This is a genomic window from Rhizobacter sp. P3_C12 (genome assembly GCF_056402735.1).
Window position 1 is genome coordinate 14,617 of the sequence record NZ_JBFUGW010000041.1, and the last position, 17,734, is coordinate 32,350.

General features: G+C 70.7%; 16 protein-coding genes. 3 read left to right on the forward strand and 13 right to left on the reverse strand.

Features of this window, described 5'->3' with window-relative positions; genetic code table 11:
* Positions 1-6: 6 nt before the first annotated feature.
* The 4 genes from AC1DXV_RS09415 to AC1DXV_RS09430 form a co-directional block, all read right to left on the reverse strand.
* Positions 7-966: a quinone oxidoreductase family protein gene (locus tag AC1DXV_RS09415; RefSeq protein WP_477871489.1), complete on the reverse strand. Its 960-nt coding sequence runs from the start codon at positions 964-966 to the stop codon at positions 7-9.
* A 32-nt stretch (positions 967-998) separates the two neighbouring features.
* Positions 999-2,372 carry a cell envelope integrity protein CreD gene (creD, locus tag AC1DXV_RS09420; protein WP_477933325.1) on the reverse strand — a complete coding sequence of 458 codons (1,374 nt, stop codon included), beginning with the start codon at positions 2,370-2,372 and terminating at the stop codon, positions 999-1,001.
* Between the two features lie 75 nt (positions 2,373-2,447).
* Positions 2,448-3,086, reverse strand: a complete 639-nt coding sequence (locus tag AC1DXV_RS09425) for a MarC family protein (RefSeq protein WP_047503815.1) — start codon at positions 3,084-3,086, stop codon at positions 2,448-2,450.
* A gap of 14 nt (positions 3,087-3,100) precedes the next feature.
* The gene (locus tag AC1DXV_RS09430; protein WP_477872122.1) at positions 3,101-3,880 is read right to left on the reverse strand and encodes a helical backbone metal receptor; all 780 of its coding nucleotides are present in this window, start codon (positions 3,878-3,880) and stop codon (positions 3,101-3,103) included.
* Positions 3,881-4,055: 175 nt separating this feature from the next.
* Between AC1DXV_RS09430 and rbp the strand changes: the two genes are divergently transcribed.
* A complete protein-coding gene (gene rbp, locus AC1DXV_RS09435) occupies positions 4,056-4,559 on the forward strand; it encodes an RNA-binding regulator (RefSeq protein WP_477933327.1) in 504 nt (167 codons plus the stop codon).
* A gap of 84 nt (positions 4,560-4,643) precedes the next feature.
* Here the strand turns inward: rbp and AC1DXV_RS09440 are convergent, their stop codons facing one another.
* The 6 genes from AC1DXV_RS09440 to AC1DXV_RS09465 form a co-directional block, all read right to left on the reverse strand.
* Complete coding sequence (locus tag AC1DXV_RS09440; protein ID WP_477869597.1) at positions 4,644-6,935, reverse strand: carbohydrate binding family 9 domain-containing protein; 2,292 nt, start codon at positions 6,933-6,935, stop codon at positions 4,644-4,646.
* 75 nt (positions 6,936-7,010) lie between these two features.
* Positions 7,011-7,853, reverse strand: coding sequence for a DUF4349 domain-containing protein (locus tag AC1DXV_RS09445; RefSeq protein ID WP_477869595.1), 843 nt, complete (start codon positions 7,851-7,853; stop codon positions 7,011-7,013).
* Between the two features lie 127 nt (positions 7,854-7,980).
* Positions 7,981-8,760 (reverse strand): SDR family oxidoreductase, encoded by a 780-nt coding sequence (locus tag AC1DXV_RS09450; protein ID WP_477869593.1) that lies wholly within the window; start codon positions 8,758-8,760, stop codon positions 7,981-7,983.
* Complete coding sequence (gene lptC, locus AC1DXV_RS09455) at positions 8,757-9,443, reverse strand: LPS export ABC transporter periplasmic protein LptC (RefSeq protein ID WP_477933329.1); 687 nt, start codon at positions 9,441-9,443, stop codon at positions 8,757-8,759. Before lptC ends, AC1DXV_RS09450 begins: the two co-directional genes overlap by 4 nt.
* The gene (locus AC1DXV_RS09460; protein ID WP_477933331.1) at positions 9,430-10,008 is read right to left on the reverse strand and encodes a KdsC family phosphatase; all 579 of its coding nucleotides are present in this window, start codon (positions 10,006-10,008) and stop codon (positions 9,430-9,432) included. The genes lptC and AC1DXV_RS09460 overlap by 14 nt, the downstream gene beginning before the upstream one ends.
* Positions 10,008-11,018, reverse strand: a complete 1,011-nt coding sequence (locus AC1DXV_RS09465; RefSeq protein WP_477867936.1) for a KpsF/GutQ family sugar-phosphate isomerase — start codon at positions 11,016-11,018, stop codon at positions 10,008-10,010. Before AC1DXV_RS09465 ends, AC1DXV_RS09460 begins: the two co-directional genes overlap by 1 nt.
* A gap of 55 nt (positions 11,019-11,073) precedes the next feature.
* On the opposite strand from AC1DXV_RS09465, the gene AC1DXV_RS09470 reads away from it, so the two are divergent.
* A complete protein-coding gene (locus AC1DXV_RS09470) occupies positions 11,074-13,071 on the forward strand; it encodes a cation:proton antiporter domain-containing protein (protein ID WP_477867930.1) in 1,998 nt (665 codons plus the stop codon).
* A 116-nt stretch (positions 13,072-13,187) separates the two neighbouring features.
* Entirely contained in the window at positions 13,188-13,748 is a 561-nt protein-coding gene (locus AC1DXV_RS09475) for an adenine phosphoribosyltransferase (protein ID WP_477933333.1), read from the forward strand.
* A 27-nt stretch (positions 13,749-13,775) separates the two neighbouring features.
* On the opposite strand, the gene AC1DXV_RS09480 is transcribed toward AC1DXV_RS09475, so the two are convergent.
* From AC1DXV_RS09480 to yidC, 3 genes are all read right to left on the reverse strand, one after another.
* Positions 13,776-14,243: a cyclic nucleotide-binding domain-containing protein gene (locus AC1DXV_RS09480; protein WP_047503796.1), complete on the reverse strand. Its 468-nt coding sequence runs from the start codon at positions 14,241-14,243 to the stop codon at positions 13,776-13,778.
* Positions 14,244-14,403: 160 nt separating this feature from the next.
* Positions 14,404-15,798 (reverse strand): tRNA uridine-5-carboxymethylaminomethyl(34) synthesis GTPase MnmE, encoded by a 1,395-nt coding sequence (mnmE, locus tag AC1DXV_RS09485; RefSeq protein WP_477867934.1) that lies wholly within the window; start codon positions 15,796-15,798, stop codon positions 14,404-14,406.
* 298 nt (positions 15,799-16,096) lie between these two features.
* Positions 16,097-17,734: membrane protein insertase YidC (gene yidC, locus AC1DXV_RS09490; protein WP_477933335.1), on the reverse strand; the 1,638-nt coding region annotated here is incomplete at its 5' end.

Consider the following 17,734-nt stretch of genomic DNA (forward strand, 5'->3'; position numbering starts at 1 on the left):
GGCGGCTCAGGGAATCAGCAGGACCTTGCCGGTCGACGCGCGGCTCTCGAGCCGGGCATGCGCCTGCGCGCCGTCGGCCAGCGCGAAGCGCGAGTCGACCGGCACGCGCAGCCGGCCGCTGCGCACCCAGCCGAACAGCTCGCCGGCGCGGCTGCGGCGCTCGTCGGCGCTGGTCAGCACGTTCCACAGGTCGCCGCCGGTGAGGGATTTGGAGGTGTCCATCAGCAGGCGCGGGTCGACCGGTGCCGGGTCGCCGCCGGCCATGCCGTAGAAGACGACGTGGCCGCCGGTGCGCGCCCCGGCCAGGCTCTGCGCGAGCGTGGACCCGACCGAGTCGTAGACCACGTCGACGCCGCCCGGCGCGAAGGCCTGCACCGCGGCGAGCCAATCCTGCGAATACAGCTCGACCGCATCGGCGCCGGCCTCGCGCGCCTGCGCGGCCTTGGCCTCGCTGGAGGTGAGGCCGATCACGCGGGCACCGAGCGCCTTGCACAGCTGCACCAGCAGCCCGCCGACGCCGCCGGCCGCGGCATGCACCAGCACGCGCTCGCCGGATGTCAGCGCATGGCTGTCGCGCACCAGGTACTGCGCGGTGAGCCCTTGCAGCAGCACGGCCGCCGCGGTGTCGAAGCCGATGTCGTCGGGCAGCGGGATCAGCTTCGCGAGGTCGACCGCCACCAGCTCGGCGTTGGCGAACGGCATGTCGGCGAAGCCGACGCGGTCGCCGGGCGCGAAGCCGCTGCCGGCCGGCGCCGCGACGATCTCGCCGGCGCCTTCATAGCCGGCGATGTACGGCGGCGAGCCGGCCAGGTGGTAGGTGCCCTTGCGCCGGTAGACGTCGGCGAAGTTCAGCCCGATGGCCCGGGTGCGCACCAGGGCCTGGGCCAGCCCCGGCGCCGGGTCGGGATGCGGGCGATAGCGCAATACATCCGGCGCACCGAAGCTGTCGAAGCTGAGCACATTCATGGAGCGGCATGGTACCCGCCGCCCGGACGGCCTCAGCGTGGCGCCGTGACGCCGTACCAGTCGAAGCGGCGCGTCGCGACCATCACCGCGGCAAGCACCGCGAACAGCAGCAGCGAGCCGATCACGAGGGCCGTCTGCTCCATCTGCAACAGCGTGTACAGCGCGCCGTAGAGCCCGGCGATGCCGGCACCGAAGGCGAGCCCTTCACGCCAGCCGCCCAGCACGTGGCGTCCGTAGTAGGCGAGCAGCGCGACGCAGGCGGCGGCCGCCGCCGCATACGACACGGCGAACGGGAAGTGCTCCGACAGGCTCAGCAGCAGCAGGAAGAACACGCTGATCGCGCAGCCCACCAGCAGGTACTGCACCGGGTGCACCCGGCGGCGCAGCAGCAGCTCGACCATCGCGACCGCGACGAAGGTGAGGCCGATGAAGAGCAGGCCGTACTTGATCGCCCGGTCGCTCAGCGTGTAGGGGTTGACCGGGTCGATGAAGGCCACGCCGAAGGCCTCGGGCGGGCGAGCCCCGCGGACCTCGTCGGGCGACCCGGCGACGGCCGCCGCCGTCAGCGGCACCGCGGTCGCCACCACGACCTCGCCCGACAGGTCGGTCGCCGCGCCGGTGGCGAGCGCGGACACCTCCCAGGTGGCGTCGAAGCCGTTCGAGCGCACCTCGCGCCGCGTCGGCAGGAAGCGGCCGCCGAACGACGGGTGCGGCCAGTTGCCCGACAGCGTCACGTGGTTCTCGCGCCCCACCGGCACCAGGCCGAACTCGCTGGTGCCGGTCAGGTCGAGCGACACTTTCACCGGCGGCGGCACGCCGGCGCGCAGCCAGCCGTCGGGCAGCTGCGCCTGGAAGCCTTGCGGGCGCTTCTCGTCGCCGGTGCCGGGCTGCACCACCAGCAGGTCGCTGCCGACGCGCACGTCGGCGCGCCGGATGCCGCGCGGGTCGCTCACCTCGACCTGCAACACCGGCGGCTCGCACTGCAGCCGCCCATTCGCATGCCGCAGCGGCGGCCGCACCGGCGCCCAGGCGGCCTCCATCTCGGCGTGCAGGCCGTAGGTGTTGACCTTGAACAGGCCGCGCCAGCGCGGCTCCATCGTCGCGGTGGCGGTCACGTCGAGCCGGGCCGGCACGCTGGTGACGATGAACTCGCGCGTCTCGACGCCGCTGCGGGCGGTCGCGCCCCGGCCGTACATCACGTCCCACGATTCGGTACAGTGCGTGCGCAGCAGCGGCCCGAGCAGGGCCTGCCTGCCGGCCTGGCTCTGCTCGACGCTCTGTTCGGCCTCGGCGAAGCGGCTCTGGCGTTCATCGACCAGGGCGCCGATGCGGCTGAGGGCCAGGGACAACAGGACGGCGATCGCGCCGATGGCGGCCGCCTTGACGAACAGCGGGTGGGGCTTCATGCGGGCTCCAGGAGTTGAAGCGCCGCACTGTGGCCAGCGCCGTTGAAGGCGCCATGAAGTCGCGGTGAAGTCGGCTCAGTGGATGCTGCTGGCGAGGATCGGGAACAGCTTCACCAGCCCGTCGGACATCACCTCGACCGCCAGCGCCGCGAGGATCAGGCCCATCAGCCGCGTCATCACGTTGATGCCGGTCTTGCCCAGCACCCGCGCGATGCGGCCGGACGCGCTGAAGGCCAGCCACACGGCGATGCCGATCACCACGCCGTAGCCGACCAGCACCGCGATCTCCCACCAATGCCGCGTCTTGTCGGCATAGATCACCATCGTCGAGATGGTGGCCGGGCCGGTCAGCAGCGGGATCGTCAGCGGCACCACCGCGATGCTGTCGCCGGCATCGACCTTGGTGTTGCCTTCGGTCACGTCCTCCTGCCGCGTCTCGGCCGGCTGCGCGTTCAGCATCTGCAGCGCCGAGATCAGCAGCAGCGTGCCGCCGCCGACCTGGAACGACGCCAGCGAGATGCCGAAGAACTCGATGATCCGCAGGCCGGCCACCGCGCTGACCGCGATCACGATGAAGGCGCTGAACGCGGCGACGCGGATCGTGCGCTGGCGCTGTTCGCGGGTGAACCCCCCCGTGAAGTGGATGAAGAACGGGATCACGCCGATCGGGTTGACGATGGCGAGCAGGGCGATCAGCGGCTTGTAGATGTCCATCCGGCATTCTGACTTCAGCTGCGGCCCAGTTCGCGCAGATAGCGCAGCCCCGGCACCGCGCGCGGCCCGTACCAGCTCAGCAGTTCGCCGTCGACCCGCTGCACGCGCGCCTGCGGGCACAGCGCCTGCGCCAGCGCCAGGTGTCGGTCCTTGAACCGGAACGGCTCGGAACTCAACAGCACCCGCTCCACCTGCGCGAGCCAGGGCTCGTCGCCGCGCACCACCGGGTAGCGCGCCGCGCCGTGCGGGCCGCCGTCGAGTGCCGGCTCGGTGTGCCAGCCGATGCGCGCCAGCATGCGCGACAGGTAGGTGTCGCGCGCGACCGTCATCCACGGGTCATGCCAGATCAGATACAGCACGCGACAGGGCGGGCCAGGCAACAGACATTCGTCACCGCGGGTTTCCCCTAGCTCGTGCTGCAAGGCCTCGCGCAGCGCGCGTGCACGCTCGCGCACGTGGGGCTGGTCGTCGAACACCGCGGCGACCTGGTCGACCAGCGCGAGGTTGTCCTCGGGGCCACACGGGTGCGTCACGATGACCTGCGCACCCATCTCGTGCAGCGCCGGCACGATGTCGTGCCGGTTCTCATCCACGTTGACGAGGACATGGGTGGGCGCGAGGCGCCGCAGCCGCTCGAGGTTCACCGCCTTGGTGCCGCCGACCTTGGGCACGCCGCGCACCGCCTCTGCCGGATGGATGCAGAAACCGGTGCGCGCGACCAGGCGCGGACCGAGGCCGAGCGCGACCACGAGCTCGGTCAGGCTGGGCACAAGACTGGCTATGCGTGTGTTCACGACAACACTTTTTGTTGCCCTCGGCTTGCAAGGGGTTTCCACAATTTGCACCGCTTCGCGCAATTACTCGATAATCAAAATTCTGTGTCTGGAAGCAGCGCCTTCACTTGAATGGTTCAGGATGGGTACACGCTCCACATGGTTCTCGTGACTTCAGGAAAGAAAGGCGCTCTCCATGGGCAATAAACTCTACGTCGGCAACCTCGCCTACAGCGTTCGCGACGACGATCTCCAACAAGCATTCGCACAATTCGGCACTGTCTCGTCCGCCAAGGTGATGATGGACCGTGACACCGGCCGCTCCAAGGGCTTCGGCTTCGTGGAGATGGGCTCGGATGCCGAAGCGCAATCGGCCATCAACGGCATGAACGGCCAGGCCCTCGACGGCCGTGCGCTGGTCGTCAATGAAGCCCGTCCGCGCGAAGAGCGTCCGGGCGGCTTCGGCGGCGGCGGTGGCGGCCGCTCCGGCGGTGGTGGCTTCGGCGGCGGCGGTGGTGGCGGCTACGGCGGTGGTGGTGGCGGCGGTGGCCGCTCCGGCGGTGGCGGCGGCTACGGCGGTGGTGGCGGCAGCCGCTCCGGCGGTGGTGGTGGCGGCTACGGCGGTGGTGGCGGTGGCCGCTCCGGCGGTGGCGGCAGCTACGGCGGTGGCGGCGGCGGCGGTAGCCGCGGCGGCTACTGATCAGCCCCGGCGATCAAGCCAGCTCGATAGAACGGAAAGCGGTGAGTGCGAAAGCGCTCACCGCTTTTTTCATGGCCCGGCGCGTCAGAGCTCCAGCGCGAAGGCGGCCTTCACGAAGACCTCGGTGTCCTTCGGCGCGGTCACGCCCGGGCGTTGGCGGCTCAGGCCGACGCTGAAGACCCGGCCCAGCCCGATGCGGTGCTGGGCCACCAGCGACCCCACGGTGTCGCGCTCGCGCGCGGCCGCCAGCCCGGCGGCATCGTCGGCGACACGGTCGATGCGATGGCGCTGCCAGACCGCCCGCACCGAATCGCGTGCATCGAGGTGCAGCACGGCCAGCCACTGCAGCGCGGTGTCGGTCAGCGCGCGGCGGCCGTCGGGCCCGCGCACGAAGCCCTGCTCGGCGCGCTGCTCCGATTCGACCCCCCACCCGTTGGGCAGGCTGCCGCGCAGCTTGGCTTCGAGCAGCCAGACCGCACCGCGGCCGACGCGATCGGCCTCGACATCGATGCGCTGCCCCCATTCCAGTTCGGCCGTGAAGCGGGTGAACCACGGCGCCGGGTTCACGCCGTAGGTCAGCGCCAGCGCGTCCGTGCGGTGCGCCTGCCCGCCGGCCGACACCGGTTTCACGCGCTCGGCGTGGGCGCGCCACTCGATCGACGCCTCGGTGTTGTACGCCGCCGACCACCACAGCCCGGGGTGGATGCGCCGGGACACCAGCTCGCCGTCGGCAATGCCCTCGCGCGGGTCGGCGAGCGCCGTGCGCTGCTGCGCCCACAGGTAGGCCTCGAACTCGTAGAAATCGATGCCCGGCAGCGCGAGCTCGCCGAAGCGCCGGATCGCCTCGGCCTGCAGCGAGCGCACGCCGGCCTGCTCGACGAAGCCGTTGTCGTTGCGAAAGCGCGGGCTGATCTCGGCGGCTTCGGCCGTGAGGTTCCAGCCCGGCACGCGGCGCGCCCATGAAGCCCACAGGTAGCGGCCGTCTTCGCGCGCACCGCCCGATGGCGCACCGTCGGCGTCGAACAGCGCGGTCGTCTGCGACCCGAGCGCGCGCAGGCGCAGCTGTTCCTCCGGGGTGCGGCGCCACGCCAGGTCGACACCGGCGACGCGGTTCTCGCGCGCGGCCTCGTAGCGGCGCACCGAGACCAGCCCGCCCGCGCTCAGCGCCTCGCCGTGCACCCGCCCGCGCAGCAGCGTGGCCTGCGAACGCTGGTCCTGCAGCGCGACGCCGGTGCCGTAGGCGCCCGGCCGCAGCACCAGGCCGCCGCCGTCGTCGTTCAGGCTGAGCCCGGTCGCGTCGGCCTCGGCACCGCGCCAGGTGGCGCGCAGCCCCCAGCGCGGATCGGTCACCGAGCGCGAGTAGAACGAGCCGAGCGGCAGGTCCAGCACATCGGTGCTTTCGAGGAAGAACGGCCGCTTCTCCTCGACGCTCAACGCGAAGCGGGTGTTGCCGGCCAGCTGCGGCACGTCCAGCTCGACCTGCGAGAAATCGGGGTTCAGCGTCGCATCGAACACCCAGTCGGCGCGCGGGCGCCACTTGATCTCGGCGCCGACGGAAGTGCGGTCGGCCGGCTCGCTGCCGCGCGTCGAACGCATCGTCAGCTCGGGGCGCACCGTCAGGAACGAGCGCTCGCGCACCCGCTCGGTCACGTCCTCCAGCCCATCGACCGGCTGCAGTTCGGCGATGAAGTTCAGCGCGTCCTTGGTCAGCGGCGCACTGAGCAGCAGCATGCTGGCCTCGCGCGGCACGCTGCGGGCCACCATCATCCGCCACGGCGCGCCGCCCTCGTACGGGTAGCGCAGCCCGAGCAACGGCATGCGGATCTCGACGCTGTAGCCGTCGACTTCACGGTGCACCGCGGCATCCACCTCGAAATCGGGTGCGAAATCCTCGGTGTCGGTCTCGGCGATGTACATGCCGTCGGCCACCACACCGGCCGCGTTGACGCGCACGAACTGCGCCGAGCGGCGCGTGCCGGCCGGGTCGAGCATCACCGCGACGAAATCCTGGTCGCGCCGCACCTGGTCGCGGCGCAGCAGCGGGGCGCGGATCAGCTCGGGCTGCGGGTCCCAGGCCCGGATGCCGAACGTGATCGCGTGCTCGTCGACCAGCACCTGCACCGTGGTGCGCAGCGGCGCCGGCAGCCGGTCGACCGGCAGAAATTGCACGAAGGCGTCGTGCACCGGGGCATGGCGCCAGCCGGCGTCGTCGAGGCGGCCGTCGATGACCAGCGGCGGGTCGTCGGCGAGCAGCCTGGACGCGCGCGGGTGCGGCATCGGCGCGGCGGCGTCCTGGGCCGGGGCTTCGGCAGTGAAGGCCTGCAGCGCGAAGGCACAGGCCGCAGGCGCCCACCGGCGCCAGCACGAGAGGTTCATCGGGAGGATCGCAACGGAGGGGAGGCGCGCAGTATAGGAGTGCCACTGCGGCGCGCCCTCCGCAACAGTCCGCGCTCAGCGGGCGCGCCGGCGGCGGCGCCACGCGGCGCGCACGCCCCAGCCCGCCAGCACCAGCGCGATCCCCCACGGCAGCAGGCCGACCACCGCGGTGATCAGCACCCCGATGCTCGACGCGATGACATGGCCGGCGCCGCGCAGCGCATCGGTGACCGGCCGCCACATGCCGGTCTCGATGACCGAGGGCTGGGCCCGGAAGCTGATCGACACGTGCACCTTCTCGGTCTCGTTGGCCAGCACCTTGCGCTGCGACGCCAGGCTGTCGAGTTCGCTCTGCACCTGCACCAGCTCGCGCTCGACCTCGATCAGGTCCTTCAGCTTCGCACCGGGCGTCGCCATCAGCACGCGCAGGTGGTCGCGGAACGCGGTCTGGTTCTTCAGGCGCGCCTCGGTGTCGAGCACGGTGTCGGTCTTGTCCTCGGCGGTGCGCGCGTTCAGGCCGGTGCGGCCCAGGCGGCTGATCCGCGCGAGGAAGGCCTCGAGCTGCTGCGGCGGCACGCGCGCCTCGAGCGTCGCGGTGGCGGGGCGGCGCTCGTCGTTGCGCTCGAGCGCGGCGTTCAGCACCTCGCAGCCGGCGGCGGCGCAGGCGTCGGTGGCATCGCGCCACGCGACCTCGACGCCGTCGGCCGCGGTGAAGATCTGCAGCGTGTGGCGCACGGCCACGTAGCGGCGGGCTTCAGAGGCGGTATCGGCGGCGGCCCGCTCGGCCTGCGCCTGCTCGGGAGCGCGGCTCCGCTTGGCGAACGCGGCCGCGGGCGCCGCCGCCGGCGGGACCCCCGCCAGCACGGCACTCTCGGACTCCATCGGCGCCCCGCGCCCGCAGGCGGCCAGGGTGCTCACGACGAGGGACAGGGTCAACACAGGCACAAAGCGGCGCATCGGGCGTCTCACATGAAAGTTCAGGTGAAGACTGATACGCACGACCCCGCCGAACGGGGTGAACCCGCCGCGACGATGCCCGCCGCCGTCACTCGCCCTGGCGCTTCTTGCGCGGACGCCCGGCCAGCGCCAGGTCGTAGACCCAGTTCGGCAGCGCGCGCAGCAGCTTCGCGACGACGCCCATCTGCCACGGGATCACCCGGTAGGTGACGCCGGCCTCGATCGCGCGGAAGGCCCGGTCGGCGAACACCTCGGGCTGCATCAGGAACGGCATGCCGTAGCGGTTCTCGCGTGTCAGCGGCGTGTCGATGTAGCCCGGGCCCAGCGTGACGACCTTGACGCCGTCGGGCCGCAGTTCGCCGCGCAGGCTCTCGCAGTAGGCGATCACCGCCGCCTTGCTCGAGCAGTACGCGCCGTGGCCCGGCAGCCCGCGGATGCCGGCCACGCTCGCGATGCCGACCAGCGCACCGCTGCGCCGCGCCCGCATCGCGGTGATGAACGGCTGGAAGGTGGCCGCCATCCCGAGGTTGTTGGTTTCGTAGGTCGCGCGCATCACCGCCAGGTCGTCGAACACCGCGGTGTCGATGCCGACGCTGATGCCGGCGTTCGCGATCACCACGTCGGGCAGGCCCTGGGCGGCGATGCAGGCCCGCCCGGCCGCGGTGATCGCGTCGATGTCCCGCACGTCGGCGGCGTACACCGCGAAACGCGACGCGTCGAGGCGTTGCGCGTCGGCCCACTTGCGGACCTCGTCGGTGCGCCGCGCGACCAGCGCCAGCCGGTAGCCGGCCTGGTGGAAGCGCCATGCAAGCGCCTGGCCGATGCCGCTGGAGGCGCCGGTGATGAAGACGAGGCGATCGCCGCTCATTTGGATTCCCGGGGGCTGAAGACGGCCCGCATGCGTCCGCCGAACTTGATCACCCGGTCGAGGTGGCTGTATTCCATGCTGTCGGCGCGCAGCTCGGTGCCGCCCTGCGTCATGGTGACCGGCAGGTGCGACTTGATGCGCTCGGTGTCGATGAAGGCCTGCAGGAACTCGCTGCGGAAGCTGATCGGCGGGCCGCCGTCGATGCCGTCGCGGATGATCTCGGCCTGGCCGACCAGCTGCACCTCGGTGGCGTCGCCGTTCGCGATGGCCTGGCGCGCGGTGGCGTGCAGCACGCGGCCGTCGGTGCCGACGGCACGCAGCCGCACGTTGTCGATCTCGACGGTGTCGGTGTCGGGGTAGTGGCGCAGCACGTCGCCCTCGATCTGCGCGCGCAGCTGGCCCTGCGGCGTGAAGCGCTGCAGCGCGAAGTGGCGCATCTCGTAGTCGGGCACGTGGCGCAGCGGCGCGGCGATGCGCGGGTCGTCGGACAGCGGCGTGTTCTTGACGAGCCACCAGGTGCCCATCGCGAGCACGCCCATCAGCACCAGCGGCAGGTAGGACGACAGCAGCTCGACCAGCCGCCAGCGCAGCGGCTGCGGCGTGCGCCGGCCGCCCGGGCGTGCCATGGCCGGTGCCAGCGTGCCGGGCCGGCTGGCCTGGGCGGCAGCGTCAGCTTCCGCCATCGAGCGTGGTGAGGTGGCCGCGCAGCAGCGCAGCGTAGCGGCCGGTGGCCGACAGCAGCAGGTCGCAGAACTCGCGTGCGGCGCCGTGGCCGCCCGCCGCCGCGGTGACGTGGTGCGCGATCGCCCGCACCTCGACATGGCCGTTGACCGGCGCGCAGGCCAGCGCGGCGCGCGCGAGCAGCGGCAGGTCGGGCCAGTCGTCGCCGATCGCCGCCACCGCGTCCCAGCCGATGCCGAGCGTGGTCAGCAGGTGCTGCGCGGCGGCCAGCTTGTCGTGTACGCCGTAGACGGCATGCGCGATGCCCAGGTCGTTGACGCGGCGGCGCACCGCCGGCGAATCGCGGCCGGTGATGACGATCGGCGCGATGCCGCCCTGGGCCAGCAGCTTCAGCCCGTGGCCGTCGAGCGTGTTGAAGGCCTTGAACTCCTCGCCGCGCTCGCTGATGTAGATGCGGCCGTCGGTCAGCACGCCGTCGACGTCGAAGATCGCGGCGCGGATGTCCTGCGCGCGCAGCATCAGCTCGGGCGGGAAGCCGAGCACCGGGGTGATGTCGTCCAGGGCCATCAGATCACCTTTGCGCGCATCAGGTCGTTGGTATTGATGACGCCGACCAGCCGGTCATCGGCGTCGACGACGAGCAGCACGGTGATGCGGTGCAGCTCCATCAGGTCGGCCGCGTCGACCGCGAGCGCATCGCTGCGCACGCGCCGCGGGCTCGGGCTCATCACGTCGGCCGCGGTCAGCGCACGCAGGTCGCGGCCCTGCTCGACGAGGCGGCGCAGGTCGCCGTCGGTGAAGATGCCGAGGATCTCGCCGCGCTCGCCGAGCACCGCGGTGGCGCCCAGGCCCTTGCGCGTCATCTCGCGCATCGTGTCGACGAAGGGCGTGGCCGGCGGCACCTGCGGCACGTCGTCGCCGCTGCGCATCACGTCGCGCACATGGGTCAGCAGCTTGCGGCCCAGGCTGCCGCCGGGGTGCGAGCGGGCGAAGTCTTCTTCGCGGAAGCCGCGCGCATCGAGCAGCGCGACCGCCAGCGCGTCGCCGACCGCCATCTGCGCGATGGTGCTCGCGGTGGGGGCGAGGTTCAGCGTGCAGGCCTCCTGGTCGACCGCGCTGCTGATGGTGATGTCGGCATGGCTGGCCAGGCTGGAATCAGGGCGGCCGGTCATCGCGACCAGCGTGACGCCCAGGCGCTTGAGCGCCGGCAGGATCGCGGCGAGCTCATCGCTCTCGCCCGAATTGGAGATCGCGAGCACCACGTCGCCGGTCGTCACCATGCCCAGGTCGCCGTGGCTCGCCTCGGCCGGATGCACGAAGAGCGCGGGCGTGCCGGTGGAGGCCAGCGTGGCCGCGACCTTGCGGCCCACGTGCCCGCTCTTGCCCATGCCCATCACGACCACCCGGCCGTTGCACTGCAGCATCGCGCGCACCGCCTGCACGAAGCTGTCGCCCTGGCGCGCGTGCAGGGCCAGCAGCGCGCGGGCCTCGATGTCGAAGGTCTCGCGCGCCAGCTGCAGCACGCGTTCGGCATCAAAAGAATCGGCGGGAGGGGCGTTCAGGGGCACGGAGAGCAGCTTCGGTCCGATAGGATCTGGCGATTGTAGGCACGCACGTTGCGTCAGCGACTCCATGGCATCCACCCTCGAACTCGTCCTGCTGTATCTCGTCGCCGCGGTGCTGGGCGTGGTGGCGTGCCGGTCGCTGAAGCTGCCGCCGATGCTCGGCTATTTGACGGTCGGCGTGCTGATCGGCCCGAATGCCCTGGGTCTGGCCAAGGATTCGGCCGGCATGACCTATCTGGCCGAGTTCGGCGTGGTGTTCCTGATGTTCGTGATCGGGCTCGAGTTCAACCTGCCCAAGCTCAACAGCATGCGCCGGCTGGTGTTCGGCCTCGGCCTCAGCCAGGTCGCGATGACGGTGCTGGCGGCGCTGGCGGGCAACGTGCTGCTGGGCTGGGGGCTGGCGCAGGCCGGGCGCAGCTGGGGCCTGTCGTGGCAGAGCGCGTTCGCGCTCGGCGGGGCGCTCGCGATGAGCAGCACCGCGATCGTCGTCAAGCTGATGGCCGAGCGGCTCGAGCTGGAGAGCGAGCACGGCCGCCGCGTGATGGGCGTGCTGCTGTTCCAGGATCTGGCCGTGGTGCCATTCCTGGTGCTGATCCCGGCGCTCGGCGCATCGCCCGACGCGCTGGTGCCGGCGCTGGCCTGGGCCGGCCTGAAGGCGGTGGCGCTGCTCACCGTGCTACTGGTCGGCGGTCAGCGCGTGATGCGCTGGTGGCTCACGCTGGTGGCGCGGCGCAAGAGCGAGGAGCTGTTCATCCTGAACCTGCTGCTGGTCACGCTGGGGCTGGCCTGGCTGACCGAGCATGCGGGGCTGTCGTTGGCGCTCGGCGCCTTCGTCGCCGGCATGCTGATCGCCGAGACCGAATACAAGCACCAGGTGGAAACCGACATCCGGCCGTTCCACGACGTGCTGCTCGGGTTGTTCTTCATCACCATCGGCATGAAGCTCGACGTCGAGATCGTGCTGTCGCAGTGGCCGCTGGTGCTGGTGATGAGCGTGCTGCCGGTGCTGTTCAAGTTCGCGCTGGTGACGCTGCTGGCGCGGCTGGCCGGGGCGGCGCCGGGGGTCGCGCTGCGCACCGGCCTGTACCTCGCGCAGGCCGGCGAGTTCGGCTTCGTGCTGCTGACGCTGGCGACCCAGGAGCACCTGATCCCGGCCCCGTTGCAAAGCCCGGTGCTCGCGAGCATGGTGCTGAGCATGCTGGCCACGCCGTTCATCATCATGTACAGCAACCGCATCGTGATGCGGCTGAGCTCGAGCGACTGGCTGATGCAGTCGGTCGCGATGACGAGCATCGCCAAGCGCGCGATCAACACCGAGGCGCACGTGATCATCGCCGGCTACGGCCGCAGCGGGCAGAGCCTCGCGCGCATCCTCGACGGCGAGCGCATCCCGTACATGGCACTCGACCTCGACCCCGACCGCGTGCGCCAGGCCGCCGCCGCCGGGCAGAGCGTGGTGTTCGGCGACGCCGCGCGGCTGCAGAGCCTGATGGCCGCCGGCCTGGCGCGCGCCAGCGCGGTGGTGGTGAGCTACCACGACACGCCATCGGCGATGAAGATCCTGCACCTGGTGCAGGCCCACGCACCGACGGTGCCGGTGATCGTGCGCACGCTCGACGACAGCGACATCGAGCGGCTGCAGGCGGCCGGTGCGACCGAGGTGGTGCCCGAGGCGATCGAGGGCTCGCTGATGCTGGCGAGCCATGCGCTGGCGCTGGTGGGCGTGCCGATGCGGCGCGTGATCCGCGTCGTGCAGGACCAGCGCGATGCGCGCTACGGGCTGCTGCGCGGCTACTTCCACGGCGCCGACGACGACACCGTCGACGAGCGGCAGCAGGCACGGCTGCTCAGCGTGAGCCTGCCGTCGGCCGGCAGCTGGATCGGCCAGCCGCTGTCGGCGCTGGCGCTGCATGCGGTGGGTGTCACCGTGGTGTCGGTGCGGCGCGCGTCGGGCGCGGTGACGAAGCCGCACGACGCGCTGCTGCTGGCCGGCGGCGACACGCTGGTGCTGTCGGGGCTGCCGGAGCCGCTTGCCTTGGCGGAAGGCAAGCTGCTCGGGCGCTGATTCAGTTCGCACTGGTCTTCGACAGGCTCAGTCCGAACGGGTTTGCGGTCGGAATTCCCCGTCGTGGGCTGTCGTGTGCGGGACAATGGCGCCCCGTTCCCGACGGTGAGTCCCCCATGACCGCAGACAGCCCCCTCGAATCAGCGCGCGACACCATCAAGCGCAGCATCCGCACCGTGCCCGACTGGCCGGAGCCGGGTGTGCAGTTCCGCGACATCACGCCGCTGCTGGCCGATCCGCGCACCTTCCGCATCCTGATCGACGAGTTCGTGCACCGCTATTTCGACGTGCGGCCGACCGCGATCGCCGGGCTCGATGCGCGCGGCTTCATCATCGGCTCGGTGCTGGCCTACGAACTCAACGTCGGCTTCATCCCGATCCGCAAGAAAGGGAAGCTGCCGTTCACGACGGTGCAGGAGACCTATGAGCTGGAGTACGGCTCGGCCACCGTCGAGATGCACACCGATGCGGTGAAGCCGGGCGACCGCATCGTGCTGGTCGACGACCTGATCGCCACCGGCGGCACGATGATGGCCGGCATGCGGCTGCTGCAGCGGCTCGGCGCGGTGGTGATCGAAGGCGCGGCCATCGTCGACCTGCCCGAATTGCACGGTTCGCAGCGCCTGCGCGAGGCCGGGCTGCCGTTGTTCACGCTGGTCGATTTCGGCGGGCATTGATGCCCGCCCGGGCCCCGAGGGTCCGGCTCAGGTGATCGGGGTCTGGCGCGTGATGTTGGCGCGCATGCGCAGCGCCATCACCGAGCCGGCGGCCCGCACCAGCTCGAGTGCGAGGGCCGGCGTGCGCTGCGCCAGTTCTTCCAGGCGCGGGCCGCGCAGCGCCCACACGATGCACGGCGTCATCGCCTCGACGTTGGCCATCCGCGGGCCGTCGAGGAACAGCGCCGGTTCGCCGATCACCGAGCCGGCGCGCAGGATCGCGATGCGGTTGCTGCCGGGCGGGCCGCCGGTCACGAAGACCTGCAGCGAGCCCTGGCCGAGGAAATACATGCTGCGGTCGGAATCGCCCTGCTTGATCAGCAGGTCGCCGGCGCGGATGTCGTGGCGCGTGAGGTAGGGCCCGATGACCCGCCACTGGTCGAGCGTCAAACGCGCGCGGAAGGCGTCTTCCGCATTCAACGTTTGAATCGCTTGTACCAACTGCTGCAGTTCCATCGTGTCCTCTGTGTGGTGTGACGCGTACTTGCAGGGCAAGTGCGTGAAAGTGACGCGATTATCAGCGTGTGTGACGGGCACCACAACAGCGCTTGGCAAAACTTGTGCCCATCGGTCACCGTCGCGGCCCCGTCTGTCGGTGCCGATGTGACAGAAAATGCTACTTGCCGATGCAGAAGCGGCTGAAGATCTCACCCAGCAGATCATCTGACGTGAACTCGCCGGTGATCTGCGACAACGCCGTCTGCGCGAGGCGCAGTTCTTCGGCCAGCAGGTCGAGCGCCGGGTCGGGCGAGGTGGCGAGTTCGAGCGCCAGCGCCAGGTGCTCCGCGGTGTGCCGCAGCGCGTCGACATGGCGGGCGCGCGCGATGAACAAGCCGTCGGGCGAGGCATGCCAGCCGGCCAGTTGCAGCAGCAGGCGGCGCAACGCGTCCAGGCCTTCGCCGGTGCGGGCCGACAGCGCGAGGTGGTGGCCTGCGCCGGGTGGCAGATTTTGCGCGTTCGCGAGGTCGCTCTTGCTGTAGACGTGCACGACGCGTTCGCCGTCGCGCTGCGGGGCGGGCAGCCGCGCCGCGATCTGCGCCTCGGCCGCGTCATAGCCCGGCTCGCCGCGCCGCGTCAGGTCGTGCAGGAACAGCACCGCATCGGCCCGCTCGATCGCCTCCCAGCTGCGCGCGATGCCGATGCGCTCGACCTCGTCGCCGGCCTCGCGCAGCCCGGCGGTGTCGATCACGTGCACCGGCACGCCGTCGATCTGGATCGTCTCGCTGACCTTGTCGCGCGTGGTGCCGGGGATCGGCGTCACGATCGCCAGCTCGGCACCGGCCAGCGCATTCAGCAGCGAACTCTTGCCGACGTTCGGCTGCCCGGCCAGCACGATCTGCATGCCTTCGCGCAGCAGCGCCCCCTGGCGCGCGCGGCCGAGCACGCCCGCCACGTCGGATGCAATGGTGCGAAGGCGCCCGAGCGCGTCGGCCTTCTGCAGGAAGTCGATCTCTTCCTCCGGGAAATCGAGCGTCGCCTCGACCAGCATGCGCAGCGAGACCAGGCGGTCGCGCAGTGCGTGCACCTCGTCGGAGAACGCGCCGCTCAGCGAGCGGCTGGCCGAGCGCGCCGCCGCCTCGGTGCTGGCTTCGATCAGGTCGCTGACGGCCTCGGCCTGCGCGAGGTCGAGCTTGTCGTTCAGGTAGGCGCGCTCGGTGAACTCGCCTGGCTCGGCCAGGCGCAATCCCATCCCGATCCCGCGAGCAGCCTCCAGGCAGCGCGCGAGCAGCAACTGCAGCACGACCGGGCCGCCGTGCGCCTGCAGTTCGAGCACGTCTTCGCCGGTGTAGGAATGCGGGCCCGGGAAGTACAGCGCCAGCCCGCGGTCGATCACCTGGCCCTGCGCGTCGGTGAAGGGCAGGTAGGTGGCGTGCCGCGGTGCCAGCGCGCGACCGAACAGCGCGTCGACCAGCGGCTTCAGGTCGCGGCCCGAGGCACGCACGATGCCGACGGCGCCGCGGCCGGGCGCGGTGGTGATGGCGATGACGGGATCGTGGTGGCGCGGCAGCATGGCGGCGATTGTCCCGGAAGGCCGCTCAAAAGCGACCCGCCAGAAACGACAAACCCGGGCCACGCATGCGGCGTGGCCCGGGTTGAAGATGGCGCGGGGGGAAGCGCCGGTGCAGCATGCTGCGGTCCGAATCATCCTCCCGAGCCGCTGCCGAGATCACGGCAGCGGGTCTGCCCCGCATTGAACTGGTGGAAGGCCGGCGAGCTGCCGTCGTTCCATGGCTGGATCGTCGCGCCGACCGCTGCTCGCGGCAAGCCCCCGCTTGGGGGGCCGCAAGCGCGGGGGCACCGCGGGTTTGCTATTTGCCCAGCACGCCCAACTGCTTGTTGATCAGCCACTGCTGCGCGATCGACAGGATGTTGTTCGTCAGCCAGTACAGCACCAAGCCGGCCGGAAAGAAGAAGAACATCACCGAGAACACCAGCGGCATGATCCACATCATCTTGGCCTGCACCGGATCCGGCGGCGTCGGGTTCAGCCAGGTCTGCAGCAGGCTTGACAGCGTCATCAGCAGCGGCAGGATGAAGTACGGATCCTTGGCCGACAGGTCGGTGATCCAGCCGATCCACGGCGCATTGCGCATCTCCACCGTCGACAGCAGCACCCAGTACAGCGCGATGAAGAACGGCATCTGCGCAATGATGGGCAGGCAGCCGCCGATCGGGTTGACCTTCTCCTCGCGGTAGATGCGCATCATCTCCTGCTGCATCTGCTGCGGCTTGTCCTTCAGGCGCTCGCGCAGTTCCATCACCTTCGGGTTGATGGCCTTCATCTTGGCCATCGAGCGGTAGGCGCTGGCGTTGAGCCAGTAGAACGCGATCTTCAGCAGCACGACCAGCGAGATGATGGACCAGCCCCAGTTGCCGATCAGCTTGTGCAGCTGGGTCAGCACCCAGAACAGCGGCTCGGACAGCACCTTGAAGTAGCCGTAGTCCTTCACCAGCTCGAGGCCGGGGGCGAGCTCGGCGAGCTTGTGCTCTTCCTGCGGGCCGACGAACAGCTGCGCATCGAAGGTCTTGGTGGCGTTCGGCGCGATGTCGCCCAGCGGCACCGTCATGCCGACCTGGTAGACGTGCGCCGGGCCGCCGGTGACGTCGTTCGTCACGTCGGCCTTGCCGGTGAAGTACTCGCGCGGTTGCTTGGCGTCGGGCTTGTCGATCAGCCAGGCCGAGGTGAAGTAGTGCTGCACCATCGCGACCCAGCCGGTCTCGGCCGTCGTCACGTGGTCGGGCGTCTCCTTCGGCCCGCGCTTCTCGATGCTCTTGAAGTCGACCTTGGTGAAGTGCTTGGTCTCGTCGTAGATCGCCGGGCCGGTGAACGTGGAATAGAAGCTCGAGCCGCCGGTGCCGTCGTTGCCGTCGCGCACCAGTTGCAGGTACAGCCGCGCGTTGACGGGCGCACCCGACGCGTTGGTGACCTCGTTGTGCACGGCGATCACGTAGTCGCCGCGCTTGAAGGTGTAGGTCTTGACGAGCTTGACGCCGTTGACCACCGGCGATTCGAAGCGCACCACCAGCTCGTTGCTGCCGTCCTTCAGCTTGCGCTCGCCGGGCACCAGGCTCATCACCGTCAGGTGGTTCGGCAGGCCGCTGCCGCCCGCCGCGGGGATCAGGCCGCTTTGCGCCACGTACAGGCGCTGCGCCGATTCATCGAGCACGACGACGTTCTTCTTCTCGAACTGCTCGTCATGGCGCGGCGCGAGGCCGACCAGCTCCTGCACCTTCTGCCACAGGTCCTTCTGCAGCTGCTCGTGCTGCGTCAGCAGCTCGACGCGCACCAGCGTGCCACCCTTGCTGTCGAGCGTGGCCTTCACCAGGTCGGTCTGGATCTCGACCCGCTCGGCCAGCACCGCCGAAGCCGCTGGCGCAGCGGGCACGGCCGCCGTGGTCGGCGCGACCGAGCCCGGGGCCGACGGCACGCCGGCCGGGGCGCGGCC